The following is a 24,623-nucleotide window of genomic DNA, read 5'->3' as shown; positions in this document are numbered from 1 at the left end:
CCTTTCACTGCACGATAACTAGATAATTCTAGCCGTCACTTGCTGGACGTCCGGTGCCCGCGCGTCGTCGCCTGCGGCTGCGGCAGGTTCGGCCAGGCGATCGTGAGCAGCACGAGCAGCGACGGGCCGAAAGTCCAGACGTAGCCCGCGGTGTTGGCGGGCACGATGACCGAGCCGCCGATGGTCGGCGACGCGAGGATCGCCGTGGTGCCGATCACCGCGAGGGCCGCGAGGATCGGCAGCACGCGACCGCGCGTGACGATGCGCAGTCCCACGATGAGCCCCGTGGTGGCGACGAGCGCGAGCACGAGGCCCCACGGCACGGCGATGTCGCCCACGACGACCGACGACTGGTGCACCGCCGTCATCAGGGCGCCGACGAGCGCGCCGAAGACGACGGCCAGGGCCCCGGCGAAGATCTTGGTGGCAACCGACTGCTCGCGGAAGGGCAGCGTCGGCGGGTCGGTCTCCGGAACGACCCGGCGGAACGACTCGGTCGAGCCGATCGGCTGCGAGACGCCGTTCGACAGGGCGAATTCGTCGCCGTCGATCGTCAGCTGTGTCGCGTGGGCGGCGAGCGCGGCCCTCTTGCGGGAGGCCACCGGTGCCACGTCGACGACGATGGGGCCCGCGTCATCCGGCACTATCTCGAAGAAATCGACGCCCATCACCTCGGCTGCGCGCTGGGCGGCCTCCCTGGCTCGGATGTGGTCGGGGTGTCCGTACCCGCCGTTGCCGTCGTAGCTGACCACCGCGGTCGCGCCCGTGTCGGCGATGACGGCCGCGATATCGGCGGCCACGTCGGCGAGGGCGGCGGCCGAGAGCGAGCGGGGGTCGAGGATGTCGCGGGCTTCCGCTCCGGAGGCGCCCCAGCGCATGCCCGAGTCGGCGTACCGGCGAGGGGGCAGGTCGACCCAACGGGCTTTCGCCTCCCCGAGAAACCGGTGGTCGGCGACGCCGAGCGCGTGCATGGCCGTGGCGAGCTCTGTCTCGCGGTAGACGCCGAGAGCGTCGGGCGACTCGAGGAGATACTGCAGCTCGCCGGGGATGACCTCGCCCTGCTCTCCGCGGGTGCAGGTGAGGACGGTGACGACCGCGCCCGCATCGACGAGGGTCGCGATGGTGCCGCCGGTGGTGATGCTCTCGTCGTCGGGGTGGGCGTGCACGAAGAGCACGCGCTCCGGTGCCTCGGTCGGTTCAGTTCGCTCAGACATCACTGGACAGCTTAGACAAAGCTCATTAGTGTGAGATCTCTTAGGTAAGCCTTACCAAATTCCCCCTCATTTCTCCCGGAAAAGACCCGTGCTCGCAAACTTTCTGATCGGCCTGCGCGAGGGCCTCGAAGCGGGGCTCGTCGTGGGCATCCTCATCGCGTACGTCGTCAAGATCGGCCGGCGCGACGTGCTCCCCCGTATCTGGCTCGGCGTCGGCCTCGCCGTGTTCCTGTCGCTCGCTCTGGGCTGCATCCTGACGTTCGGCACGTACGGGCTCTCGTTCCAGGCGCAGGAGCTCATCGGCGGCCTGCTGTCGATCGTCGCGGCCGGGTTCGTCACCTGGATGATCTTCTGGATGCTGCGCACGGCCCGCGGGCTGTCCCGCGAGCTTCGCAGCGAGATCGACAGCCACCTCTCAGGTGCCGGCTGGGGGCTGGTCCTGGTCGCGTTCCTCGCCGTCGGCCGCGAGGGCATCGAGACCGCCCTGTTCATCTGGGCCGCCGTACAGGCGAGCGGGTCGACCACGCTGCCGCTCATCGGCGCCTCGCTCGGCATCGTGGTCTCGGTGGTGCTCGCCTACCTGATCTACCGCGGCGTGCTGTCGATCAACCTCTCCCGGTTCTTCACCTACACGGGCGTCTTCCTGATCGTGGTCGCCGGCGGCGTGCTCGCCTACGGCGTGCACGACCTGCAGGAGGCCGGGTTCCTCCCTGGCCTCAACACCCTGGCTTTCGACGTCTCCGCGGCGGTTCCGCCGGACAGCTGGTACGGCACGTTGCTCAAGGGTGTCTTCAACTTCTCCCCCGCCACCACCGTCTTCGAGGCGGCGGCCTGGGTCGCCTACGTGGTGCCCGTCATGTTCTTCTTCCTCCGCTCCGCCCGCCGACACAGCACGCCGGCGCGACCGAGTACCCCCGCACCGTCCGCAATCACCCCTGAAGGAGCCCTATGAACCGGTCCGCAGCGACCCCGATCCGAGCGCGCGCGCTCGTCGCCGTCTCCCTGAGCGCGGCAGCACTGCTCGCGCTCTCCGCCTGTGTGGCGAACAACCCCGCCGCGACCGAGGACGCGGCGGCCACGGCGCTCACGGTCGACTCGAGCGCGAGCGACTGCGCCGTCTCCGCCTCCGAGGCGCCGAGCGGCACCGTGAGCTTCAGCATCACGAACTCGGGCGACCAGGTCACCGAGTTCTACCTGCTGGCCGACGACGAGCTGCGCATCGTCGGCGAGGTCGAGAACGTCGGCCCCGGCATCACCCGCGACCTCGTCGTGCAGGCCAAGCCCGGCGACTACTACACGGTGTGCAAGCCCGGCATGATCGGCGAGGGCATCGGCAAGGCCGCCTTCACCGTCACCGACTCGGGCGCCGACCTCGCGGCTGACGGCGACGACGCGGAACTGGTCGACGCCGCCGCCGTGAACTACGTGGCCTATGTGAAGAACCAGCTCGAGGGCCTCGTCGTCTCCACGACCACGTTCCTCGACGCCTACCGCGCCGGCGACGACGAGACGGCCCGCGCCCTCTACGCACCCACCCGCGCGGCCTACGAGCGCATCGAGCCCGTCGCCGAGTCGTTCGGCGACCTCGACCCCAAGATCGACTTCCGCGAGGCGGACGTCGAAGAGGGCACCGAGTGGACCGGCTGGCACCGCATCGAGAAGGACCTCTGGCAGCCGGCGCCCGAGGACAACGGCGGCGAGACGTACGTGCCGCTGACCGCCGAGGAGCGCACGCGCTTCGCCGACCTGCTCGAGACCGACACCGCCGCCCTCAACGACGCCGTGCACGCGGCCGACTACACCGTCTCGATCGACGCGATCAGCAACGGCGCCATCGGCCTGCTCGACGAGGTCGCCAGCGGCAAGATCACCGGCGAGGAAGAGATCTGGTCGCACACCGACCTCTGGGACTTCCAGGCCAACCTCGAGGGCGCCCGCGTGGCCTACGAGGGCGTGCGCGACATCGTCGAGCCCAAGGACGCCGACCTGGTCGCGCAGATCGACGACGAGTTCACGTCGCTCGAGGACGAGCTCGCCGCCTACGGCACCCTCGAGGACGGCTTCGTCTACTACGACGAGCTCACCACCGAGCAGGTGAAGGCCCTCGCCGACGGCGTCAACGCCCTCGCCGAACCGCTCAGCAAGCTCACGGCCGTTCTCGTCGGCTAAGCAACCTACTATCGGCATATGACAGACGACTCGGCACCGGCACGTCCAGGACTCTCCCGGAGGGGGCTCCTCGGACTGGCCGGTGCCGGCGTCGTCGGTGCCGGGATCGGGTTCGGCATCGACCGCGTCGTCACGCCCGAGGCGGGCGCCGTCTCCGGCGCTGCCGCGTCCTACCCGTTCTACGGCGAGCACCAGTCCGGCATCGTGACGGCCGCGCAGGACCGGCTGCACTTCGCCGCGTTCGACGTCAGCGACATCACGGCGTCCGAGCTCGAGGAATTGCTCGCCGACTGGACCTACGCCGCCAACCGCATGACCACCGGCCTCGGCGCCGGCAAATACGGACCCGCGAGCGGCCCGTACGACTCACCGCCCGACGACACGGGCGAGGCACTCGACCTTCCGCCATCCGGTCTCACCATCACGTTCGGTTTCGGGCCGTCCCTGTTCGACGACCGCTTCGGGTTGGCCGGCAAACGCCCGGACGCCCTCGTCGACCTTCCGCACTTCCCGGGAGACGCGCTCGTCGACACCCTCGTCGGCGGCGACCTCTGCATCCAGGCCTGCAGCGACGACCCGCAGGTTGCCGTGCACGCGATTCGCAACCTGTCGCGCATCGCCTTCGGGCGCGCGAGCCTGCGCTGGTCGCAGCTCGGCTTCGGCCGCACGTCGTCGACGACGCGCGCTCAGGCCACGCCCCGCAACCTCTTCGGCTTCAAAGACGGCACCGCCAACCTGCGTGCCGAGGACGCCGAGACGGCGAAAGACGTCTGGGTACAGCCCGGCGACGGGGCGTCGTGGATGACGGGCGGGTCGTACCTCGTCTCCCGCAAGATCCGCATGACGATCGAGACCTGGGACCGAACGTCGCTCCGGGAGCAGGAACGCGTGGTCGGCCGCACGAAGGGCGAGGGTGCGCCGCTCAGCGGAGGCACCGAGTTCAGCGAACCCGACTTCGACGCCACCGGGCGCGCCGACGCACCGCTCATCGACACGGCCTCGCATGTGCGGCTCGCCCACCCGTCCATGAACGACGGGGCCGCGCTGCTGCGCCGCGGCTACAACTTCGTCGACGGCAACGACGACCTGGGGCGCCTCAACGCCGGGCTGTTCTTCATCTGCTTCCAGCGGGATCCGCGCGCGCAGTTCGTGCCGATCCAGCTGCAACTGGCGAAGAACGACGCCATGAACGAGTACCTGCGCCACGTGGGCTCGGGCATCTTCGCGGTACCGCCGGGGGCGACCGCCGACCGGCCGATCGGGGCGGGGCTGTTCGACTAGATGTGGATTGAGCCTGTCGAAATCCCTGCAACCCGAGCCGCAAAGGATTTCGACAGGCTCAACCCGCTGCTGACTACTCCGTCGTCGCCGACACCACGTAGGTCGCCGTCGTCACGTCGTCGGTGTCGGTCGCGACCGTCAACACCACGCCGTACGGCGCGAGCGCGAAATTGCCGAACCCGCTGTCGGCGTCGGAGTTCACGGCGCTGCTGACGAAGCCGGCACCCTCGAGCGCGGCCTGCGCGGCGGCGAAGTCCTCGTCGGCGCCGAGAGTGCTGATCACGACCCAGCCGGCGCCGTCGGGAGCCGCTCCCCCGCCCTGCACGGTGCCGACGACCGGGATCGCGTCGGCCGGGAAGCCGCTGGGAAGTTCGCCGTCGGTGGTGACGCCCGCACCGCCGAGCGCCTCGCTGATCGCGTCGCCCGCCTGGTTCTGCGCCTCGCTGACCACGCCGCCGACGATGTTCTCGGCCACACTGCAGCCCACGAGGGCGGGAGCGACGACGACGGTCAGGGCGATGACGAGGGTGCTGCGGAGTCTCATGCGCACCAGCTTAAACGAGGAAGCCCCTCCCGGACGTGTCCGGGAGGGGCTTCTCAGCGTCGGTGCTTTACGCGTTCTGCTTCTTCAGGCGAGCGGTGCTGCGCTGGCGGGCGCTCGAGTCGAGCTCCACCTTGCGGATACGCACGAACTCGGGCGTGACCTCGACGCACTCGTCTTCGCGCGCGAACTCGAGGCATTCCTCGAGAGTCAGGCGACGCGACGGCGTCATGCGCTCGAAGGAGTCCGAGGTGGACTGGCGCATGTTGGTGAGCTGCTTTTCCTTGGTGATGTTGACGTCCATGTCGTCGGCGCGCGAGTTCTCGCCGACAACCATGCCCTCGTAGACCTCCTGCGTCGGCTCCACGAAGAACGACATGCGCTCCTGCAGGGCGACCATGGCGAACGGGGTGGCGACACCGGCGCGGTCGGCGACGATCGAGCCGTTGGTTCGGGTCTCGATCGATCCGGCCCAGGCCTCGTAGCCGTGCGAGACGGCGTTGGCGATACCGGCACCGCGGGTGACGGTGAGGAACTCGGTGCGGAAGCCGATGAGGCCACGCGACGGGACGATGAACTCCATGCGGACCCAGCCGGTGCCGTGGTTGCTCATGCCCTCCATGCGGCCCTTGCGGGCGGCGAGGAGCTGCGTGATGGCGCCGAGGTACTCCTCGGGAGCGTCGATCGTGAGGTGCTCGAAGGGCTCGTGCAACTTGCCGTCGACGCGCTTCGTGACCACCTGCGGCTTGCCGACGGTGAGCTCGAAGCCCTCGCGACGCATCTGCTCGACCAGGATGGCGAGCGCGAGCTCTCCACGGCCCTGGACCTCCCAGGCGTCGGGGCGTCCGATGTCGACCAGCTTGAGCGAGACGTTACCGACGAGCTCGCGGTCGAGACGGTCCTTGACCATACGCGCGGTGAGCTTGTGGCCCTTGACCTTGCCGATGATCGGCGAGGTGTTGGTTCCGATGGTCATCGAGATGGCCGGGTCGTCGACCGTGATGGTCGGCAGGGGGCGCACGTCGTTCGGGTCGGCGAGGGTCTCGCCGATGAAGATGTCCTCGAAGCCGGCGACGGCGACGATGTCGCCGGGGCCCGCGGTCTCGGTCGGATAGCGGTCGAGCGCCTTGGTGATCAGGAGCTCGGTGACCTTCACGTTGGCGACGGAGCCGTCGTGCTTGACCCAGGCGACCGTCTGGCCCTTCTTGATGTTGCCCTGGAAGATGCGCAGCAGTGCGAGGCGACCGAGGAACGGCGAGGAGTCGAGGTTGGTGACCCAGGCCTGAAGGGGGTGCTCGTCGTCGTACGACGGGGCGGGGACGTGCTTGAGGATCGCGTCGAACAGCGGCTCGAGGTCCTCGTTGTCGGGCAGCGTGCCGTTCTCGGGCTTGTTCCAGCTGGCGGCACCGGCGCGGCCCGAGGCGTAGACGACGGGAACGTCGAGGATCGCGTCGAGGTCGAGGTCGGGGTGCTCGTCGGCCATGTCGGACGCGAGGCCGAGGAGGAGGTCCTGGCTCTCGGCGACGACCTCGTCGATGCGGGCATCGGGACGGTCGGTCTTGTTGACGAGCAGGATGACGGGGAGCTTGGCCTCGAGGGCCTTGCGCAGCACGAAGCGCGTCTGGGGCAGCGGGCCCTCGGAGGCGTCGACGAGGAGGACGACACCGTCGACCATGGACAGGCCGCGCTCGACCTCTCCACCGAAGTCGGCGTGACCCGGGGTGTCGATCACGTTGATCGTGATGTTGCCGCCGGCGTGGTTCTCTTCGGCGTGCTTGCCGTTGTAGAGCACCGCGGTGTTCTTGGCGAGGATCGTGATGCCCTTTTCGCGCTCGAGCTCGTTGGAGTCCATGGCGCGGTCTTCGAGGTGCGCGTGCGCCTCGAACGAGTTGGTCTGGCGGAGCATGGCGTCGACCAGGGTGGTCTTGCCGTGGTCAACGTGGGCGACGATTGCGACGTTGCGCAGGTCGGTACGGGTGGCGATTGCCATAGGTGTTTTCCTTGACTGCTTCAGCGGTGACGGGCGCGCGCGTTGCGCTTTCGCGGCATGGGCACGACCACGCACAAACGCGGGAGGTGGTTTGTGGGGATCTCAGGATCACGTCGATGGTGCCCTGCACATACGAGTGTACTGGCTAATTACTCCGTGTTCGCTGTAGGCACACGGATGCCGCGGCCGCGGCCGCTCCCCCGAGACGGGCGGCGCTACTCCGCGGGGCTGTCGCGCGCGGCGACTTTGCGGTCGATCCGGGCCAGGCGGCGCTCGTCCCGTGTCCGTGCGGGGAGACGTCTCGCCGCGGCATCCGCCCCGGATATCGGAGCCACGGGTACTTTCAGCGTGATGTCGGGCGGCAGGGGCAGGCTGGCGGGCTCTCGCTCGCCCCCCTGCCCCGGCTGCCGGAACATCAGACGCCGAGCTGGAGGTCGGCGCCCGGGATCGCGTTGAGCAGATCGCGGGTGTACTGCTCGCGCGGGTTGTCGAACACCTCGTCGACCGTCGATGCCTCGACGATGCGGCCGGCCTGCATGACGCAGACGTTGTCGGCGATCACGCGCACGACCGCGAGGTCGTGGGTGATGAAGAGGTACGTCAGTCCAAGCTCGGCCTGCAGGTCGGCGAGGAGCTTGAGCACCTGCGCCTGCACGAGCACGTCGAGGGCGGAGACCGCCTCGTCGAGCACGACGATCTCGGGCTTCAGCGCGAGGGCGCGGGCGATGGCGACGCGCTGACGCTGTCCGCCCGAGAGCTCGTTCGGGTAACGGGTCGCGAGCGACTGCGGCAGCGCCACCTGGTCGAGCAGTTCGAGCACACGCGCGCGGCGCTCGGCCTTGGTGCCCACCTTGTGCACGTGGAGCGGCTCGGCGATGGTGTTGCCGATGTTGCGCAGCGGGTCGAGCGAGCCGTAGGGGTCCTGGAAGACCGGCTGCGTCTTGCGACGGAAGGCCAGCACGTCCTTGCCCTTGAGCGTCGTGATGTCGGTGCCGTCGACGCTGATCTTTCCGCTGGTGGCGTCTTCGAGCTTGAGCAGCAGCTTGGCGACGGTGGACTTGCCGGAACCCGACTCCCCCACCAGAGCCATGGTGCTGCCGCGCGGGATCGAGAACGAGACGTCGTCGACGGCCTTGAACTCGCGCGCGGTGAGCTTGTCTCCGCGGATCTTGAACACCTTGGTCAGGTTCTCGATCACGATCGCGGGAGCCGTGACGGGAGCCGCGGCCTGCACCTCGGCGCGGGCTTCCGCGGCCTCGATGAGGTCGAAGCCCTCGGCGGAACGCGGGGTCTCGTGCTCGATCTCGACGAGCGGCTGGTGCGCCGACTGGATGCGGCGCGAGGCAAGGCTCGGGGCCGCGGCGACCAGACGCTGCGTGTACGGGTGCTGCGGGTTCTCGAGCAGTTCGCGCGACGGGCCGGACTCGACGATCTTGCCCTTGTACATCACGATGAGCTTCTCGGCACGCTCGGCGGCGAGGCCGAGGTCGTGGGTGATGAACAGCACGGCGGTGCCCAGATCACGGGTCAGCGTTGCGAGGTGGTCGAGGATGACGCGCTGCACGGTCACATCGAGGGCGCTCGTCGGTTCGTCGGCGATGAGCAGCTTCGGGTGGGCGGCGAGGCCCATTCCGATGAGCACGCGCTGGCGCATTCCGCCCGAGAACTGGTGCGGGAACTGACGCAGACGGCGGTCGGCGTCGGCCAGACCCGCCTCTTTCAGCACCTCGATCGCGCGGCGCTTGACGGCGGCGCGGCCGGTGGCGACACCGTTCGCACGGATCGCCTCTTCGACCTGGAAGCCGATGCTCCACACGGGGTTGAGGTTCGCCATCGGGTCCTGCGGAACGAAACCGATCTGCTTGCCGCGCACGTCTTCGACCTGCTTGGGGGTCAGTTTCGTGAGGTCGCGGCCCTCGAAAAGGACCTCGCCGCCGGTGATGACGCCCGAGCCGGGCAGGAGGTTGATGATCGCGTGCGCGGTCGTCGACTTGCCGGAACCGGACTCGCCGACGATCGCGACGGTCTCGCCGGCGTTGATCGTGAAATCGACGCCGTTGAGGGCAGGCACGATGCCGCGCTGGTTACGGAACCCGACCTGCAGGTTGTTGACTTGGAGCAGGGGTGTGGCGCTCAACGGAGGGCCCTCGCCTTCGGGTCGAGTGCGTCTCGCACGAGTTCGCTCAGCATGATGAAAGCGAACACGGTGATGGAGAGGGCGATGGAGGGGTAGATCAGCGTCTGCGGAGCGACTCGGAGATCCTTCTGGGCCTGGCCGATGTCGTTACCCCACGACATGACCTGTCCGCCGAGACCGACACCGAGGAAGGACAGCGACGCCTCGGCGACGATGGCTCCAGCGAGCGAGATCGCGGTGATCACGATGACCGGGGCGATGGAGTTCGGGAGAACGTGACGCAGCAGGATCCTGAACCGCGAGACCCCGAGGGCAGTGGAGGCCATCACGTAGTCGGCGGTCTTCACCCGCAGGATCTCCGACCGCAGCACGCGGGCCGTAGACGGCCACGCGAACAATCCGATCGCGAGCGAGATCGTCCAGATGTTCCGGTACTGCGAGAACACCGACATGATGACGACGGCCGCGAGGATGTAGGGAATCGAGAAGAAGATGTCGCCGACACGGGAGAGCACCGAGTCGACCCAGCCGCCGTAGAAACCGGCGAAGGCACCGAACAGCAGGCCGAGGACCGTGGTCAGCACGATCACGATGAATCCGACCGAGACCGAGGTCGAGGTGCCGTTGATGATGCGCGAGTAGATGTCGCAGCCCTGCTTGGTGAAACCGAGCGGGTGACCGGCCGTGGGGCCGGCGTTGCTGTTCGCGAGGAGGCAGTTGTTGTCTGGCGGGGTCTGCGTGAACAGGAACGGGAACAGGGCGACGAACGCGACCAGCACGATGAGCGCCGACGAGATCCAGAACAGCGGGCGACGACGGAGGTCGCGCCAGGCGTCGATCCAGAGGTTGCTCGTCTCCTCGCTGACCTTGACGCTGTCGACCGCGACGAGGGGTGTTTCTTCGAGCGGGGCCACGTAGTGGTCCGCGGAACGCGCGGGCTTGGCCGCGGCGTCCTCGGGTGTGTTATTTGACATAGCGGATCCTTGGGTCGAGCAGGCCGTACAGGAGGTCGACCACGAGGTTGACGACGAGGTAGAGGAGCACCATCACGGTGACGAACGACACCACGGTGGGGCTCTGTCCGCCGATGATCGCGCGATAGAGCGTGTTGCCGACACCGGGGACGTTGAAGATTCCCTCGGTGATGGTCGCGCCGACGAGCAGCACGCCGAAGTCGGTGGCGAGGTAGGTCACGACCGGGATCAGCGAATTGCGCAGGATGTGCACGGGGATGATGCGGCGCTTCGAGAGGCCCTTGCTGTACGCGGTGCGCACGAAGTCGAGGCCGGAGGTCTCGATCACCGAGGAGCGGGTGAGCCGCACGATCTGCGCGAAGCTCACGCTCGCGAGCACGAGCGCCGGCAGGATCAGGTCCTGAATCGGCGCGCCTGGCCCCACGGTCGCTCTCGCCCAGCCGAGCTGCACGCCGAAGACGTACTGCGCGACGAACGCGATGACGAAGATCGGCAGCGAGATCAGGATGAGGCTGATGACGAGGCTGCTCGAGTCGAACAGCTTGCCCTTGCGCAGACCCGAGACGAGTCCGACCAGGATGCCGGCGACCGACTGGAAGATGAGCGCCAGGATCGCGAGCCGCGTCGTGACCGGGAAGGTGCGGGCGAGGATGTCGGCCACCGGCTCGCCGTTGAACGCGGTACCGAGGTCGCCTTGGAAGATCCCGCCGATGTACAGGAAGTACTGCACGATGAACGGCTGGTCGAGGTGGTACTGGGCGCGGAGCTGTGCGAGGACCGCGGGGTTCGGGGACTTGTCGCCGAAGAGGGCGAGAATCGGGTCACCCGGCATGGCGAAGACCATGAAATAGATGAGGAAGGTCGTTCCGAAGAAGACCGGAATCGCCTGGAGGACGCGTCTGAGAATGTATCCGGTCATGAGGCGACGGTGCCTGCCGGGAAGGTAAGTCTGAACATCGTGATGGTGAAACCTAACTGCGAGCGGGCCACGAGCTTTTTCACCAGAGTACTCGGGGCTGTGCCAGCCATGGGTCGGGGGTGGCGGCTTGTGGCCGCCACCCCCGACTTGGGTGATGAACTAGTTACTTGGTGATCGCGTAGAACAGCGGCACGGAGTTCCATCCGAACTCGACGTTCGAGACGCCTTCGCCGAAGCCACCGGTCACGTTCGAGTACCAGAGCGGGATCGCGGGGAGGTCCTGGAGCAGGATCTCCTGTGCGGCCTGGAAGTCGGCGTTCGCGGCCTCGACGTCGGTCTCCGACGCTCCGTCGTTCAGCAGGGTGTCGAACTCTTCGCTCGAGTAGTCACCGTCGTTGGAGCCGGCGTTCGTGGCGTACAACGGGCCGAGGAAGTTGTACAGACCGGGGTAGTCGGCCTGCCATCCGGTGCGGAACGCGGTCTGGATCGTACGGTCGGTGATGAGCGTACGGGCTTCCTTGAACGTCGGGTACGGTGCACCCGCAGCGTCGATGCCGAGCGTGTTCTTGATGCTGTTGCTCACGGCGTCGACCCAGCCCTGGTGTCCACCATCGGCGTTGTACGCGATGCTGAAGGTACCGGTCCACGGGGAGATAGCGTCGGCCTCGGCCCACAGCTCCTTGGCCTTGTCCTCGTTGTACTCGAGGACTTCTGCACCCTCGAGCTCGTCGGAGTAGCCCGAGATCACCGGCGAGGTGAAGTCGGTCGCGGGGGTGCGGGTGCCCTCGAAGATCACGTCGGTGATTTCTTCGCGGTTGATCGCCATCGAGAGCGCCTGGCGACGCAGCTGTCCCTCTTCACCGCTGAAGTGCTCGAGGCGCTCCGGGATGGTGAAGGACTGGAAGACGGCGGCTGCCTGGTTGATGGCGCGGTCGCCGAGGTCCGACTCGAAGGTCGAGTAGGCGCTGTCCGGGATTGCGTCGAGGACGTCGAGGTTGCCGTCGAGCAGGTCGGCGTATGCCGCAGCCTGGTCGAGGTAGAACTTGATGGTCAGGCCACCGTTCTGGGCGACGCGTCCACCGTCGTAGTCGGGGTTGACGACGAGGTCGATGCTCTCCTCGTGCTTCCAGGCGCCTTCACCGTCGAGCATGTAGGGTCCGTTGCCGATCGGGTTCTCACCGAACGCTTCGAGGTCGTCCCACGCCGCTGCGGGCAGCGGGTAGAAGGCCGAGTAGCCGAGGCGCAGCGGGAAGTCCGAACGGGCTTCCTTCAGGGTCACGGTGAACGTGGTGGCGTCGACCTCGACGAGACCGGTCAGTTCGCTGTCCTCGTCGTAGCTGAAGCCCTCGATGTCCTCGAAGAAGTAGCTGGAGAGCTGAGCGTTCGACAGCAGTGCGCCGTAGTTCCACGCCTTGATGAAGCTCTGCGAGTCGACCGGGTCACCGTTGGTGAATGTCAGGTCGGGCTTGATCTTGATCGTGAAGGTGGTCGCGTCGTCGGTCTCGATGGACTCTGCGACGTCGTTGACCGGAGCTCCGGTGGCGTCGTAGTAGACAAGTCCGGCGAAGATCTCGTCGAGGATCTTTCCACCGCCAACCTCGTTGGTGTTGGTGGGGATCAGAGGGTTCTGAGGTTCTGAACCGTTCGCGGTGATGATCGCGCTGCTGTCGCCGCCGGTGGATTCCTCCGGTGCGGAGTCAGTGGCGCAGCCGGAGAGTGCAAGAGCACTCGCCATGGCCACCGCTACTGCGGTAACGCCGATAGACCTGATTTTCAATTTTCCTCCTGTGCGAGATGTGCAAACGGCATGGCAAACTGCTGCGACCTGCCGTATTGGATAGATGTACCCTAAATCGGTGGTTGCCAGTGGGCAAACCAGAGGGCATAAACGTTACACGCCGGTAACTCTTTATCCACATTTTTGCGTTGCGCACAGGTTTCGTGCGTGGATGCCGGTGGTTTCACACCGTCGTTGCGTAGGTGAGCCGCGGTCACGATGTACCCCGCTCCGTTAGGGGGCGTAGCATAAGCGCGTGATCGAAGCCCCGCAGAACGACGCCGACCGCGATTTCCTCCTCGTCTTCGACGGTGACTGTGCGTTCTGCAGCACCTGGGTCGAGCGGCTCGAATCGGGCCTCCCGCGGTTCCCGCGCACCATCCCGTCGCAGTGGGCCGACCTCGACGCGCTCGGGCTCACCCGCGACGACGTCGCCCGGTACGCGTGGTTCGTCACGCCCACACACCAGTACGCCGGGCATCTCGCGTTCTCCGCCATCCTGCGCATGCAACCGTCCTTCGCGCTCCGGCTCGCCGGCAACCTGCTCGCCACTCCCCCGTTCTCCTGGGCCGCGACCGTCGGCTACCGGCTGATCGCCTTGAACCGTCACCGCCTGCCCGGCGGCACCCCCGCGTGCAGGATGCCGCGACCCGACGCCGCGTGAACGAGACGTTCACCAGGCCGACGCTCGATGCGTCGCCCCGACGGATCCGCTGGGAGATCGCGATCGTGCTCGGGCTCTCGCTCGGGGCATCGGCGGTGTACTCGGTCGTCTCGATCGTCAACCGGCTGACGCTCGAGCAGGCTCTCGGCGACCAGTCGGCGAGCCTCAACACCTCGCTCAGCTCGCGCCCCACGTTCGATCTCGTCTATCAGGTGCTCGGTGTGTTCTTCGACCTGATGCCGGTGGCGCTCGTCGTGTTCCTGCTCTGGCAGGCGGGCCGCCCGCACCTCGGCCGGCTCGGCATCGACGGCACCCGCCCTTTGCGCGACGGGCTCGGCGGGGTCGCCCTCGCCGCAGCGATCGGCATCCCCGGACTGGCCGTGTACCTCGGCGGCCGTGCGCTCGGCATCTCGGTCGACGTGAACCCCGCCGCCCTGGACGCCTACTGGTGGACGGTGCCGGTGCTGATCCTCTCCGCGCTGCGGGCGGCGCTCACCGAGGAGGTCATCGTCGTCGGCTACCTCTACGCCCGGCTGCTCGACCTCGGCTGGGGACGCTGGAAGATCATCGTGGGCGCGGCCCTGCTGCGCGGCACGTACCACCTGTACCAGGGCTTCGGCGCCTTCGTCGGTAACTTCGCGATGGGTCTGCTCTTCGGCTGGCTGTACACGCGCTTCGGCCGGCTCGTACCGCTCGTCGTGGCGCACTTCGTGCTCGACGCGGCGATCTTCGTCGGCTACCCGTGGGCCGCCGACACCTTCCCCACGCTGTTCGGCTGAGCGGTTCGCGGGGTTGACACCCTTTTGAGGGGTACTCCATTCTTGTCACATCACACACCGAGGTGTGAAGTGCCGCGGTGTGCTGCACCGCGGGGCGAGGGACAAAGGGGAACCCATGAGCAACGATGCTCCCGGGGCCGCCACGAGCGACCCGGTATCCAATTTCGAGGGCGCGCAGGCGTCTGAACCTTTCCAGCGGCTCAAACGCCGCCATCGCAGTTTCGTCTTCCCGGTCGGCGTCGCCTTCCTCGTCTGGTACTTCGCTTACGTCCTGCTCGCCGACTACGCCCACGACTTCATGGCCACCCGGGTGCTCGGCAACATCACGGTCGGACTGCTCTTCGGTCTCGGCCAGTTCGTCACGACCTTCGCGATCACGACCTGGTACGTCTCCTACGCGAACCGCCGCCTCGACCCGCTCGCGGACGAGCTGCGGGCATCGCTCGAGGTCAGCCACGGCAAGCGCGCGAGCGGGGTGGACCGGTGATCCGCGCGGCCGTGGCCGAGACCACGAGCGTCGGCGAACCGCTGCTCAACATCGCGATCTTCGGCGGCTTCGTCGCGATCACCCTCATCGTCGTGCTGCGCGCCAGCCGCAACAACAAAACGGCGGCCGACTACTACGCCGCCGGTCGCTCGTTCACCGGGCCGCAGAACGGTACCGCCATCGCCGGCGACTATCTGTCGGCGGCATCCTTCTTGGGAATCTGCGGCGCGATCGCCGTGAACGGGTACGACGGGTTCCTCTACTCGATCGGGTTCCTCGTGGCCTGGCTCGTCGCCCTGCTCTTCGTCGCCGAGCTGATGCGCAACACGGGCAAGTTCACGATGGCCGACGTGCTGTCGTTCCGGCTCAAGGAGCGCCCCGTGCGTCTCGCGGCCGCGACGACCACCCTCGCCGTGTGCTTCTTCTACCTGCTGGCGCAGATGGCGGGCGCCGGCGGTCTGGTCTCGCTGCTGCTCGGCATCGACCAGGCGGTCGGGCAGTCGATCGTGGTCGCCGTGGTGGGCGCGCTGATGATCCTCTACGTGCTGGTGGGCGGCATGAAGGGCACCACCTGGGTGCAGATCATCAAGGCGGCCCTGCTCATCGCCGGCGCCTTCATCATGACGGTCTGGGTGCTCGCGCTCTACGGATTCAACCTCTCCGAGCTGCTCGGCGCCGCTGCGGAGCAGGGCGGCGAGGCGGTGCTCGCTCCGGGCCTGCAGTACGGGCTGACCGATATCACACGGCTCGACTTCGTGTCGCTCGCGCTCGCGCTGGTGCTCGGAACCGCGGGCCTGCCGCACGTGCTGATGCGGTTCTACACGGTGCCGACCGCACGCGAGGCCCGGCGGTCGGTGGTCTGGGCGATCTGGCTGATCGGAATCTTCTACCTGTTCACGCTCGTGCTCGGCTACGGCGCGGGCGCGCTCATCGGCAAGGACACGATCCTCGCGGCTCCGGGCGGGGTGAACTCGGCGGCACCGCTGCTCGCGTTCGAGCTGGGCGGGCCGATCCTGCTCGGGCTGATCTCGGCGGTGGCGTTCGCCACGATCCTCGCGGTGGTCGCGGGGCTCACGATCACGGCGGCGACCTCGTTCGCGCACGACGTGTACGCGAGCGTGGTGAAGAAGGGCAAGGCGGCGCCGGGCACGGAGGTGCGGGTCGCACGCATCACCGTGGTGGTGATCGGCATCATCGCGATCATCGGCGGCATCGGGGTTCAGGGCCAGAACGTGGCGTTCCTGGTGGCGCTGGCGTTCGCCGTGGCGGCGTCGGCCAACCTGCCGACGATCCTTTACTCGCTGTACTGGAAGCGGTTCTCGACCCGCGGCGCGCTGTGGAGTATGTACGGCGGGCTCGGATCGGCGGTCCTGCTGATCGTCTTCTCGCCGGTGGTGTCGGGCGCGGAGACGTCGATCTTCAAGGACGTCGACTTCCAGTGGTATCCGCTGAACAACCCGGGCATCGTGTCGATCCCGCTCGGGTTCTTCCTCGGCTGGCTGGGCACGGTGACGAGCCGCACGCTCGAAAACCCCGCCATCGCGGCGGAGATGGAGGTGCGGTCGCTCACGGGCCACGGCGCCGAGGAGGCGACGAAGCACTGAGGGAGTAGCGGGCTGAGCCTGTCGAAACCCGGGTTTCGACAGGCTCGGCCCGCTGTGCGCCTACGCCTCGAACGCCTCCGGCGGCGGGCAGTTGCAGAACAGGTTGCGGTCGCCCCAGGCCTGGTCGATGCGGCGCACGGGCGGCCAGTACTTGCCGCTCACGAGCGAACGCAGCGGGTAGACGGCGGTCTCGCGCGAGTACGGGTGCTCCCACTCCCCCACGATGACGCTCTCGGCCGTGTGCGGTGCGTTGTGCAGAGGGTTATCCTCCACGCTCCACGAACCCGCGGCGAGCTCGTCGGCCTCGGCCTTGATCGCGATCATCGCGTCGATGAACCGGTCGATCTCGCCGAGGTCTTCGCTCTCGGTGGGCTCGACCATCAGCGTGCCCACCACGGGGAACGACATCGTCGGCGCGTGGAACCCGTAGTCGACGAGGCGCTTGGCCACGTCGTCGTTCGAGATGCCGGTCGTTTCCTTGAGCGGACGCAGGTCGAGGATGCACTCGTGCGCCACGAGACCGTTGTCGCCCGCGTACAGCACCGGGAAGTGGTCGCGCAGCCGCGCGGCGACGTAGTTGGCGGCGAGCACCGCGGCACCCGTCGCCTCCTTGAGCCCTGCGGAGCCCATCATGCGCACGTAGGCCCAGGAGATGGGCAGGATGCTCGGGCTGCCGAACGGCGCGGCGCTCACGATGTTCGCGTGGGCGGGTAGCGCGGCGCCGTCGCGGTGGGCGATGGTGTCGCGCTGCGCGAGCGGGTGCCCGGGCAGGAAGGGCGCCAGGTGCGCCTTGGCCGCCACGGGACCGACGCCGGGTCCGCCGCCGCCGTGCGGGATGCAGAACGTCTTGTGCAGGTTGAGGTGCGAGACGTCGCCGCCGAAGTCGCCGAAACGCGCGTAGCCGAGCAGCGCGTTGAGATTGGCGCCGTCGACGTAGACCTGGCCGCCGGCCTCGTGCACGGCGTCGGTGATCTGGCGTACCTCGTGCTCGTACACACCGTGGGTCGACGGGTAGGTGATCATCAGCGCGGCGAGCTCGTGCGCGTGGTCCGCGATCTTGGCTCGCAGGTCTGCGACATCCACATTGCCCAGCTCGTCGCAGGCGACGACCACGACCTTCATGCCGGCCAGCACGGCACTGGCGGCGTTCGTGCCGTGCGCGCTCGACGGGATGAGGCAGACGGTGCGGTCGAAGTCGCCCGCGGCTCGGTGGAAGCCGCGGATCGCGAGGAGACCGGCGAGCTCGCCCTGGCTGCCGGCGTTCGGCTGCAGCGACACCGAGTCGTACCCGGTGACCTCGGCCAGCCAGGCCTGCAGCTGCTCGATGAGCGTGAGGTAGCCCTCGACGTCGGCCTCGGGGGCGAAGGGGTGGATTCCGGCGAACTCGGGCCAGGTGACGGCCTCCATCTCGCTGGCGGCGTTGAGCTTCATCGTGCACGAACCGAGCGGGATCATGCCGCGGTCGAGCGCGTAGTCCTTGTCGGCGAGGTACTTCAGGTAGCGCATCATGCTCGTCTCCGAGCGGTGCGTGTTGAAGACCGAGTGCGTGAGGTAGTCGCTCTTGCGGTCGAGCGCGGTCGGCAGCGAACCGACGATCTCGTCGTAGACCGACAGGCTCGTCGGCACGGCGTCGAAGACCGTGGTCAGGGCGAGCACGTCTTCCTCGGTCGTCGTCTCGTCGAGCGCGATCTGCACCGTGTTCTCGTCGGCCTGGTACAGGTTGATGTTCGAGAGGCGGGCGCGCGCGACGGTGGCCGCGGCCTCGCCGGGAACACGCACCGTGAGGGTGTCGAAGAAGTCGTCGTTCACCAGGTCGATGCTGGACGCGCGCAGGAGTGCCGCGAGCTCGCGGGCACGCAGGTTGACCCGGGTCGCGATGCGCTTGAGGCCGTCGGGTCCGTGGTAGACCGCGTACATGCCGGCCATGACGGCGAGCAGCACCTGGGCGGTGCAGATGTTCGACGTGGCCTTCTCGCGGCGGATGTGCTGCTCGCGGGTCTGCAGGGTGAGGCGGTAGGCGGTGTTGCCGACCGCGTCCTTCGACACGCCGACGAGGCGGCCGGGCAGCTGGCGCTCGAGGCCCTTGCGCACGGACATGTAGCCGGCGTGCGGACCGCCGAAGCCCATCGGGACGCCGAAGCGCTGCGAGGTGCCGACGGCGACGTCCGCGCCGAGTTCGCCGGGCGAGGTGAGCAGCGTGAGGGCGAGCAGGTCGGCGGCGACGACGGCGAGGCCGCCCTTCTCCTTGACCGCGGCGATGACGGCGGTCGGGTCCCAGACCCGGCCGGACGCGCCCGGGTACTGGATGAAGACACCGAAAGCATCGGGGAGGGTGTCGACAGGCTCGACCCGCGACAGGTCGAGCTCGACGAGCTCGATGCCCACGGCCTCCGCGCGGTTGGCGAGGAGCGCTTTGGTCTGCGGCAGCGCGTCGGAGTCGACGAGGAACACGTTCGTCGAGGCGCCGGAGCCGCGGCGCGCGAGCAGCATGCCCTCGACGACGGCCGTGCCCTCGTCGAGCATCGAGGCGTTCGCGGTGGCGAGACCGGTGAGGTCGGCGACCATCGTCTGGAAGTTGATGAGCGCCTCGAGGCGGCCCTGGCTGATCTCCGGCTGGTACGGCGTGTAGGCCGTGTACCAGCTCGGGTTCTCGAGCACGTTGCGCTTGATCACGGCGGGCGTGACGGTGTCGTAGTAGCCGAGACCGATCATCGAGCGGCGCACGACGTTGCGGTTGGCGAGCGTGCGCAGCTCGGCGAGCGCCTCACGCTCGGAGGCGGCGGCGGGGATGACGGACCCGACGACGGGCAGCACGTGGATCGACTCCGGCACGGCGGCCGTGACGAGGGCCTCGACCGATTCGTAACCGAGAGTCTCGAGCATGCGCGCTTGGGCGTCGGCGGTGGTGCCGATATGGCGTTCGGCGAAAGTGAAAGGCATAGTCCTTGGGGGTTCTACTCGGCGATGAGGGCGGAGTACTCGTCGAAGCTGAGCAGCGTCGGGAGTGCGGTGAATTTCACCTTGATGAGCCAGCCGGCGCCGAAGGGGTCGCTGTTGACGAGGCTCGGGTCGGCGTCGACGTCGGCGTTGGACTCGACGATCGTGCCGTCGACGGGAGCGAAGAGCTCGCCGACCGACTTGGTGGACTCGATCTCGCCGACGACCTTGCCCGACGCGACGACGGACCCCGCGGCGGGGAGGTCGACGTAGACGACGTCGCCGAGCTTGTCGGCGGCATACGCGGTGATGCCCACGGTGGCGGTGTCGCCGTCGACGAGGATCCACTCGTGCTCGGCGGTGTACTGGAGCGAAGTCTGGTCGGTCATTATTTGTCTCTCTTGTAGAAGGGGAGGTCGACGACGGATGCCGCGATGCGCGTTCCACGCACGTCGATGTAGAGCGGGGTTCCTGACTCGAGCGCCGAGGGGTCGACGTAGGCCATGGCGATGGGGTGTCCGAGGGTGGGCGACAGGGCGCCGGAGGTGATCTGGCCGACGTGACCCTCGTCGGTGACGACGGAGTAGCCCGCGCGGCCGGCGCGCTTGCCCTCCGTGGTGAGGCCGACGAGCACGTGGGCGCCGTGCGGGGGTCCGGCTTCGACGGCCGCGCGACCGACGAAGTCGCCCTCCTTCTTCAGGTTCACGACGCGGCCGAGACCGGCCTGCACCGGGAAGCTGTCGAGACCGAGCTCGTGTCCGTAGAGCGGCATGCCCGCTTCGAGGCGAAGGGTGTCGCGGCTGGCGAGTCCCGCGGGGACGAGACCGTGGTCGGCTCCCGCGGCGACGAGGGCCGCCCAGAGTGCTGCCGCGGCATCAGTCTGTACGTAGAATTCGAAGCCGTCTTCGCCGGTGTAGCCGGTGCGTCCGATCAGCAGCGGCGAGCCCTCGAAGCGGCCGTCGGTGCTCCAGTAGTACTTGAGGTCGTCGAGCGAGACGCCGAGATCGGTGATGCCGGCCGTCGCCTTGGCGATCTCCCGGGCGTTCGGGCCCTGCACGGCGATGAGCGAGAAGTTGTCGCTGAGGTCGGTGACGCGGACGTCGAATCCCGCGGACCGTTCTTTGAGGGCGGATGCCGCAGCGTGGCGGTTTCCCGCGTTGGCGACCACGAGGAACGATGCGGCGGTGAGACGGTAGACGACCAGGTCGTCGATGATGCCGCCGTCGGTGGTGAGCAGCAGGCTGTACTTCGCCTGGCTCGTGGCGATGGCGGAGAGCTTTCCGGCGAGGGCGTAGTCGAGGAATTCGCCCGCCTGCACGCCGTCGACGAGGATCTCGGCCATGTGCGAGATGTCGAAGATTCCGGCCGTGGTGCGCACGGCGTGGTGCTCGGCGAGATCGGAGCCGTAGCTCACGGGCATCTGCCAGCCGGCGAAATTGGTGAAGCTGGCTCCACCGTCGACGTGTATCTGGTGGAGCGGTGAGTAGCGTTCTGCTGGATCGGTCAAGAGTTCTCCTCGGCGCGCGGGCGGAACTCCCCCTCTGTCATATACCTGAGAGCTTCACCGACTGTGGTCAGTTTTCACCGTGGGTGGGGTGTGCGCGTCAGACGCCACACCCTCTTTTCAGAGTGGCCTCGGTGATGCGGTACTGAACCTGAGAGATTGGCAGGGAGGCTTGCTCCTTCGGTGTCCACCGGAATGGACTCTCCCGCATCGCCTGCTACCGCGTCTGAGCGCGGCGGCGGCCCGATATTCGATTGTGGGCCCAGCCTATCAAGCCCCGTGTTTCGGGCGAGTGACGAATCCCCCTGCCCTTTTGCGCGCGACGGGGTTACGGTTGCCGGGAGAGTAAGGAAGCGCAATGGAGCGTGGATATCCGGCACACACGGTCGACGAGTACCTCGCGGCCATCCCCGACGCGCAGCGGGCGGCACTCGCGCCGATCCGTCGGGTGATTCTGGAAGCGATACCGGGGGCGGGCGAGCACATCGGCTACGGCATCCCGATCTTCGACTACCGCCGTCGCGGCCTCGTCGGTCTGTCGGTGGCCCAGGAGCACTGCAGCCTGCATCTGATGAGCCCGCCGTTGGCCCGCGAACTCAAAGGGCTGCTCGCCGAGGGCGAGCTCGAGGGTGCGACCCTGCACTTCACGCCCGACGAGCCTCTGAGCGCGACGACCGTGCGGCTCATCGTGCAGCGGCGCATCGCCGAGATCGACGCGCCGCTGATGGCGCACGGTTAGTCACGACGCAGACCGAGGCCCTCGCCGAGGAACTCGCGCACCACGTAGTCGAGCGCGTTCACGGTGAGGCCGATCGACTCCAGGTCGACACGCTCGTTGTGGCCGTGGAATAGCTGGCGGAAGGTGCCGTAGTCCCAGCGCTCGCTGAGCACGCCGAAGCCGTAGGCGGGGACTCCGCGTCGGCGGTAGAACCGCCCGTCGGTGCCGCCCGCCGCCAGCATGGGAAGCAGGTCGGCACCGGGGTAGGCACGGCGCACGGCGCGGCCGAGCACGTCGAACAGCGGGGTCTCGGTCGACGAGATCGATGACGGACCGAAAATGTCGCCCTCGAACGTGATGTCGGACATCAGGTCGCCGAGCGCCTCCCGGAGGTAGCCGTCGACGTCGTCGGAGGTGACGCCGGGCAGCACTCGGATGTCGAGGTCGACGGTCGCCTCCCCCGGGATCACATTGAGCTTCTCGCCGGCGCGGATGACGTTCGGCGAGATGGTGGTGTGCGTCGAGGCGTGCGCGAAGTTGCCGAGTTTGCCGATCTTCGGCAGCGCCTCGAAAATCTGGTGCGGGTCGACGAGCTGGCCGCTGACCACCTCGTCGAGGTCGAGCCCCGCGACGTAGCGGCGCCACTGCGGGGAGATGACCGTCGGGGTCTGGAAGCGCGACAGGCGGCGCACGGCCTCGGCCGCGATGACACCGGCGTTGCGTGACCCCCACGGGGCGGATCCGTGGCCCGGGGTGCCCTTGACCCGGAGCGTGCGCCCGGCGACACCCTTTTCGCCGATCATCACGCCGATGCCGGGTTGGTTGCCGGCGGGGGCGCCGCCCGACTCGGTGAGCACGTAGTCGGCGTCGATCAGGTCGAGACGGTTGTCGGTGAGCCACTCGACGCCGAAGGTGCTGCCGCTCTCCTCGTCGGCGACGGCGGCGAAGATCAGGTCGCCGCGCGGGCGGAACGGGGCGACGCCCTCGGCGCCGCGGGCGATCGCGCGCGTGACGACGGCGTAGGCGGCGGTCAGGTTGAGCATGTCGATGGCGCCGCGGCCCCAGAGCACGCCGTCGACGATCTCGCCGGCGAACGGGTCGCGCTCCCACCCGGAGGCCTCGACCGGCACGACGTCGGTGTGCCCGACCAGCGCCAGCGACGGCGCGGCGGGGTCGGTGCCCGGGATCCGGATGATGAGCGAGGCGCGGCCGGGATGCGGTTCGACGACGACGCCGTCGAGCCCCGAGCCCTCGAAGAACTCCTGCAGCGTGCGCACCGTGCGGATCTCGTGGCCGGAGTCGGGGGTTCCGTCGTTGACGCACCGGTTCTGGATGAGCGCCTGGAGCAGCTCGGTCGTCTGGTCGGCGAGCGACGAGCGTGTGATACGAGACAGTGTGGACTCCATCCGACGGGCCGGGACGCCTGTCGGCGTTCCCGTGCCCCTCATTCTCCCCGTCCGGCGGCCACGCTCCAAAGAATGTGACAAAACCGGGCGGATGACGCTCGCTAGACCCTGTCCCGGAGGGTCCCCCGGAAGGTCTCGGGCGACAGGATCGTGCAGACGATGCTGATGACGCCGAGCCCCACGGCGTAGATCACGATGCCCCACGTCTCGCCGTTCTGGGCGACGAGCAGTGCGGCTGCGATCAGCGGCGCGAGGCCGCCCGACAGCATGGCGCCGATCTGGTACGCGATCGAGGCGCCGGAGAGGCGCACCCGCGTGCCGAACAGCTCGGAGAAGTACACGGCCTGCGGGCCGTAGATCATGTCGTGCAGGAGGTTGAGCCCGATGATCATGGCGATCGTGATGAAGACCACGTTGCCGGTGCCGACCATGACGAACGAGATCGGATAGAAGATCACGCCGAGGACTGTGCCCGCGAGGTAAACCGGCTTGCGGCCGATCTTGTCGGTGAGGTACGACCAGCCCGGCACCGAGACGAAGCCGATGAGCGACGAGATGATGATGGCGTTGAGGCCGATCTGATTGTCCAGCTGCATCGTGTTGGCGATGTAGCTGAGCAGGAAGACGCTGTACAGGTAGAAGATCGCGTTCTGGAACAGCTTCATGCCGATGGTGAGCAGCAGCGTGCGCCAGTGCTTGACGATCACCTCGCGGGTGGGCTGTTCGGCGAGTTCGTCGTTCTTCTGCAGCTCTTGGAACAGCGGCGACTCGGTGATCACGAGGCGGATGACGATGCCGACGATCACGAGCACGGCGCTCAGCAGGAACGGGATGCGCCAGCCCCAGGCGAGGAACTGCTCGTCGGTCGTGACCCCGTTGACGATGCCGAAGACGGCCGACGACAGGAGCAGGCCGACCGGCACCCCGATCTGCGGGAAGCTGCCGAACAGTCCGCGCTTGTTCTTCGGCGCGTGCTCCACCGACATGACGACGGCGCTGCCCCACTCGCCGCCGACGGCGAAGCCCTGCAGGAGGCGCAGGACGCAGAGCAGGATCGGCGCCCAGATACCGATCTCGGCGTAGCCGGGCAGGAGCCCGATCAGGAAGGTCGCGGCGCCCATGAGGACGAGCGAGATCATCAGCATCGCCTTACGGCCGACGCGGTCGCCGTAGTGGCCGAAGATGAAGCCGCCCAACGGACGCGCGGCGAAGCCGACGGCATAGGTGACGAAGGCCTTGATCACGCCGACGCCCGGGTCGTCTTCGGAGAAGAAGATCGCGGGGAAGATGAGCGCGGCGGCGGTGCCGTAGAGGTAGTAGTCGTACCACTCGATCGAGGTGCCGATCAGGCTCGATACCGCGACCTTGCGGGCCTCGCGGCGCTGCTCCGGCGTCCGCACCGGAACGGTGTCGGGCGTGTCGAGTGTTGCGGAATCGGCCACGGTGCGGGTCTCCTCGGATCGGTGAACTCGCCCCAGCCTGCTGCCCGACTACACGCGTTGGCTAATCCGCTGCCCCGTTT

At 67.9% G+C, this 24,623-nt stretch carries 20 protein-coding genes and 1 riboswitch; of the genes, 8 read left to right on the top strand and 12 right to left on the bottom strand.

Translation table 11 applies throughout. The features are described 5' to 3' along the window. Positions 1-35: 35 nt before the first annotated feature. Positions 36-1,214, bottom strand: a complete 1,179-nt coding sequence (locus HD599_RS03875; protein WP_221420433.1) for a PIG-L family deacetylase — start codon at positions 1,212-1,214, stop codon at positions 36-38. A gap of 88 nt (positions 1,215-1,302) precedes the next feature. Here HD599_RS03875 and efeU point away from each other — a divergent pair, with 88 nt between their 5' ends. From efeU to efeB, 3 genes are read left to right on the top strand one after another with little or no spacing between them, the layout of a single operon-like run. Then, a complete protein-coding gene (efeU, locus tag HD599_RS03870) occupies positions 1,303-2,166 on the top strand; it encodes an iron uptake transporter permease EfeU (RefSeq protein WP_184233789.1) in 864 nt (287 codons plus the stop codon). Continuing rightward, positions 2,163-3,383, top strand: coding sequence for an iron uptake system protein EfeO (gene efeO / locus HD599_RS03865; protein WP_184233787.1), 1,221 nt, complete (start codon positions 2,163-2,165; stop codon positions 3,381-3,383). Before efeU ends, efeO begins: the two co-directional genes overlap by 4 nt. 18 nt (positions 3,384-3,401) lie before the next feature. Beyond that, on the top strand, positions 3,402-4,664 hold the full coding sequence (gene efeB / locus HD599_RS03860) for an iron uptake transporter deferrochelatase/peroxidase subunit (protein WP_184233785.1): 1,263 nt from the start codon (positions 3,402-3,404) through the stop codon (positions 4,662-4,664). 73 nt (positions 4,665-4,737) lie between these two features. Here efeB and HD599_RS03855 read toward each other — a convergent pair whose 3' ends face one another. From HD599_RS03855 to HD599_RS03830, 6 genes are all read right to left on the bottom strand, one after another. Next, the gene (locus HD599_RS03855; RefSeq protein ID WP_184233783.1) at positions 4,738-5,208 is read right to left on the bottom strand and encodes a hypothetical protein; all 471 of its coding nucleotides are present in this window, start codon (positions 5,206-5,208) and stop codon (positions 4,738-4,740) included. A gap of 67 nt (positions 5,209-5,275) precedes the next feature. Beyond that, complete coding sequence (gene typA, locus HD599_RS03850; RefSeq protein WP_184233781.1) at positions 5,276-7,195, bottom strand: translational GTPase TypA; 1,920 nt, start codon at positions 7,193-7,195, stop codon at positions 5,276-5,278. Between the two features lie 415 nt (positions 7,196-7,610). Then, positions 7,611-9,332 (bottom strand): dipeptide ABC transporter ATP-binding protein, encoded by a 1,722-nt coding sequence (locus tag HD599_RS03845; RefSeq protein ID WP_184233779.1) that lies wholly within the window; start codon positions 9,330-9,332, stop codon positions 7,611-7,613. Continuing rightward, the gene (locus HD599_RS03840) at positions 9,329-10,306 is read right to left on the bottom strand and encodes an ABC transporter permease (RefSeq protein WP_184233776.1); all 978 of its coding nucleotides are present in this window, start codon (positions 10,304-10,306) and stop codon (positions 9,329-9,331) included. Before HD599_RS03840 ends, HD599_RS03845 begins: the two co-directional genes overlap by 4 nt. Beyond that, positions 10,296-11,225, bottom strand: coding sequence for an ABC transporter permease (locus tag HD599_RS03835; protein WP_184233774.1), 930 nt, complete (start codon positions 11,223-11,225; stop codon positions 10,296-10,298). The genes HD599_RS03840 and HD599_RS03835 overlap by 11 nt, the downstream gene beginning before the upstream one ends. Before the next feature lie 163 nt (positions 11,226-11,388). Continuing rightward, a complete protein-coding gene (locus HD599_RS03830; protein WP_184233772.1) occupies positions 11,389-12,960 on the bottom strand; it encodes a peptide ABC transporter substrate-binding protein in 1,572 nt (523 codons plus the stop codon). Positions 12,961-13,258: 298 nt separating this feature from the next. On the opposite strand from HD599_RS03830, the gene HD599_RS03825 reads away from it, so the two are divergent. From HD599_RS03825 to HD599_RS03810, 4 genes are all read left to right on the top strand, one after another. Next, positions 13,259-13,666, top strand: coding sequence for a DCC1-like thiol-disulfide oxidoreductase family protein (locus tag HD599_RS03825; RefSeq protein WP_184233770.1), 408 nt, complete (start codon positions 13,259-13,261; stop codon positions 13,664-13,666). Then, on the top strand, positions 13,663-14,445 hold the full coding sequence (locus tag HD599_RS03820) for a CPBP family glutamic-type intramembrane protease (protein ID WP_184233768.1): 783 nt from the start codon (positions 13,663-13,665) through the stop codon (positions 14,443-14,445). The genes HD599_RS03825 and HD599_RS03820 overlap by 4 nt, the downstream gene beginning before the upstream one ends. 115 nt (positions 14,446-14,560) lie before the next feature. Beyond that, positions 14,561-14,932, top strand: coding sequence for a DUF485 domain-containing protein (locus HD599_RS03815; RefSeq protein ID WP_184233766.1), 372 nt, complete (start codon positions 14,561-14,563; stop codon positions 14,930-14,932). Beyond that, on the top strand, positions 14,929-16,536 hold the full coding sequence (locus HD599_RS03810; RefSeq protein ID WP_184233764.1) for a sodium:solute symporter family transporter: 1,608 nt from the start codon (positions 14,929-14,931) through the stop codon (positions 16,534-16,536). The genes HD599_RS03815 and HD599_RS03810 overlap by 4 nt, the downstream gene beginning before the upstream one ends. A gap of 60 nt (positions 16,537-16,596) precedes the next feature. Here HD599_RS03810 and gcvP read toward each other — a convergent pair whose 3' ends face one another. Genes gcvP through gcvT form a run of 3 tightly spaced genes read right to left on the bottom strand, consistent with a single transcriptional unit; the run spans position 16,597 to position 20,980 of the window. Next, positions 16,597-19,476, bottom strand: a complete 2,880-nt coding sequence (gene gcvP, locus HD599_RS03805; RefSeq protein ID WP_184233762.1) for an aminomethyl-transferring glycine dehydrogenase — start codon at positions 19,474-19,476, stop codon at positions 16,597-16,599. A gap of 14 nt (positions 19,477-19,490) precedes the next feature. Next, positions 19,491-19,862, bottom strand: coding sequence for a glycine cleavage system protein GcvH (gcvH, locus tag HD599_RS03800; RefSeq protein ID WP_184233760.1), 372 nt, complete (start codon positions 19,860-19,862; stop codon positions 19,491-19,493). Next, the gene (gene gcvT / locus HD599_RS03795; RefSeq protein ID WP_184233758.1) at positions 19,862-20,980 is read right to left on the bottom strand and encodes a glycine cleavage system aminomethyltransferase GcvT; all 1,119 of its coding nucleotides are present in this window, start codon (positions 20,978-20,980) and stop codon (positions 19,862-19,864) included. Before gcvT ends, gcvH begins: the two co-directional genes overlap by 1 nt. Before the next feature lie 127 nt (positions 20,981-21,107). Further along, positions 21,108-21,195, bottom strand: a riboswitch (glycine riboswitch). Between the two features lie 140 nt (positions 21,196-21,335). Between gcvT and HD599_RS03790 the strand changes: the two genes are divergently transcribed. After that, entirely contained in the window at positions 21,336-21,716 is a 381-nt protein-coding gene (locus tag HD599_RS03790; RefSeq protein ID WP_184233756.1) for an iron chaperone, read from the top strand. On the opposite strand, the gene HD599_RS03785 is transcribed toward HD599_RS03790, so the two are convergent. Further along, positions 21,713-23,101 carry a M20/M25/M40 family metallo-hydrolase gene (locus HD599_RS03785; protein ID WP_184233754.1) on the bottom strand — a complete coding sequence of 463 codons (1,389 nt, stop codon included), beginning with the start codon at positions 23,099-23,101 and terminating at the stop codon, positions 21,713-21,715. The genes HD599_RS03790 and HD599_RS03785 overlap by 4 nt on opposite strands. Positions 23,102-23,202: 101 nt before the next feature. Next, entirely contained in the window at positions 23,203-24,543 is a 1,341-nt protein-coding gene (locus HD599_RS03780) for an MFS transporter (RefSeq protein ID WP_221420432.1), read from the bottom strand. Positions 24,544-24,623: the final 80 nt, after the last annotated feature.

Source organism: Conyzicola lurida, from assembly GCF_014204935.1.
GTDB lineage: Bacteria > Actinomycetota > Actinomycetes > Actinomycetales > Microbacteriaceae > Conyzicola > Conyzicola lurida.
Note: the sequence above shows the minus strand (reverse complement) of the source record. Positions and strands in the feature narration are given on the sequence as shown.

Excerpts from the sequence above, each read along its gene's own strand:
- HD599_RS03875 (WP_221420433.1), bottom strand. The coding sequence starts at position 1,214 with ATGTCTGAGCGAACTGAACCGACCGAGGCACCGGAGCGCGTGCTCTTC.
- efeO (WP_184233787.1), top strand. The coding sequence starts at position 2,163 with ATGAACCGGTCCGCAGCGACCCCGATCCGAGCGCGCGCGCTCGTCGCC.
- efeB (WP_184233785.1), top strand. The coding sequence starts at position 3,402 with ATGACAGACGACTCGGCACCGGCACGTCCAGGACTCTCCCGGAGGGGG.
- HD599_RS03855 (WP_184233783.1), bottom strand. The coding sequence starts at position 5,208 with ATGAGACTCCGCAGCACCCTCGTCATCGCCCTGACCGTCGTCGTCGCT.
- typA (WP_184233781.1), bottom strand. The coding sequence starts at position 7,195 with ATGGCAATCGCCACCCGTACCGACCTGCGCAACGTCGCAATCGTCGCC.
- HD599_RS03840 (WP_184233776.1), bottom strand. The coding sequence starts at position 10,306 with ATGTCAAATAACACACCCGAGGACGCCGCGGCCAAGCCCGCGCGTTCC.
- HD599_RS03835 (WP_184233774.1), bottom strand. The coding sequence starts at position 11,225 with ATGACCGGATACATTCTCAGACGCGTCCTCCAGGCGATTCCGGTCTTC.
- HD599_RS03830 (WP_184233772.1), bottom strand. The coding sequence starts at position 12,960 with ATGGCGAGTGCTCTTGCACTCTCCGGCTGCGCCACTGACTCCGCACCG.
- HD599_RS03815 (WP_184233766.1), top strand. The coding sequence starts at position 14,561 with ATGAGCAACGATGCTCCCGGGGCCGCCACGAGCGACCCGGTATCCAAT.
- gcvP (WP_184233762.1), bottom strand. The coding sequence starts at position 19,476 with ATGCCTTTCACTTTCGCCGAACGCCATATCGGCACCACCGCCGACGCC.
- gcvH (WP_184233760.1), bottom strand. The coding sequence starts at position 19,862 with ATGACCGACCAGACTTCGCTCCAGTACACCGCCGAGCACGAGTGGATC.
- HD599_RS03790 (WP_184233756.1), top strand. The coding sequence starts at position 21,336 with ATGGAGCGTGGATATCCGGCACACACGGTCGACGAGTACCTCGCGGCC.
- HD599_RS03785 (WP_184233754.1), bottom strand. The coding sequence starts at position 23,101 with ATGGAGTCCACACTGTCTCGTATCACACGCTCGTCGCTCGCCGACCAG.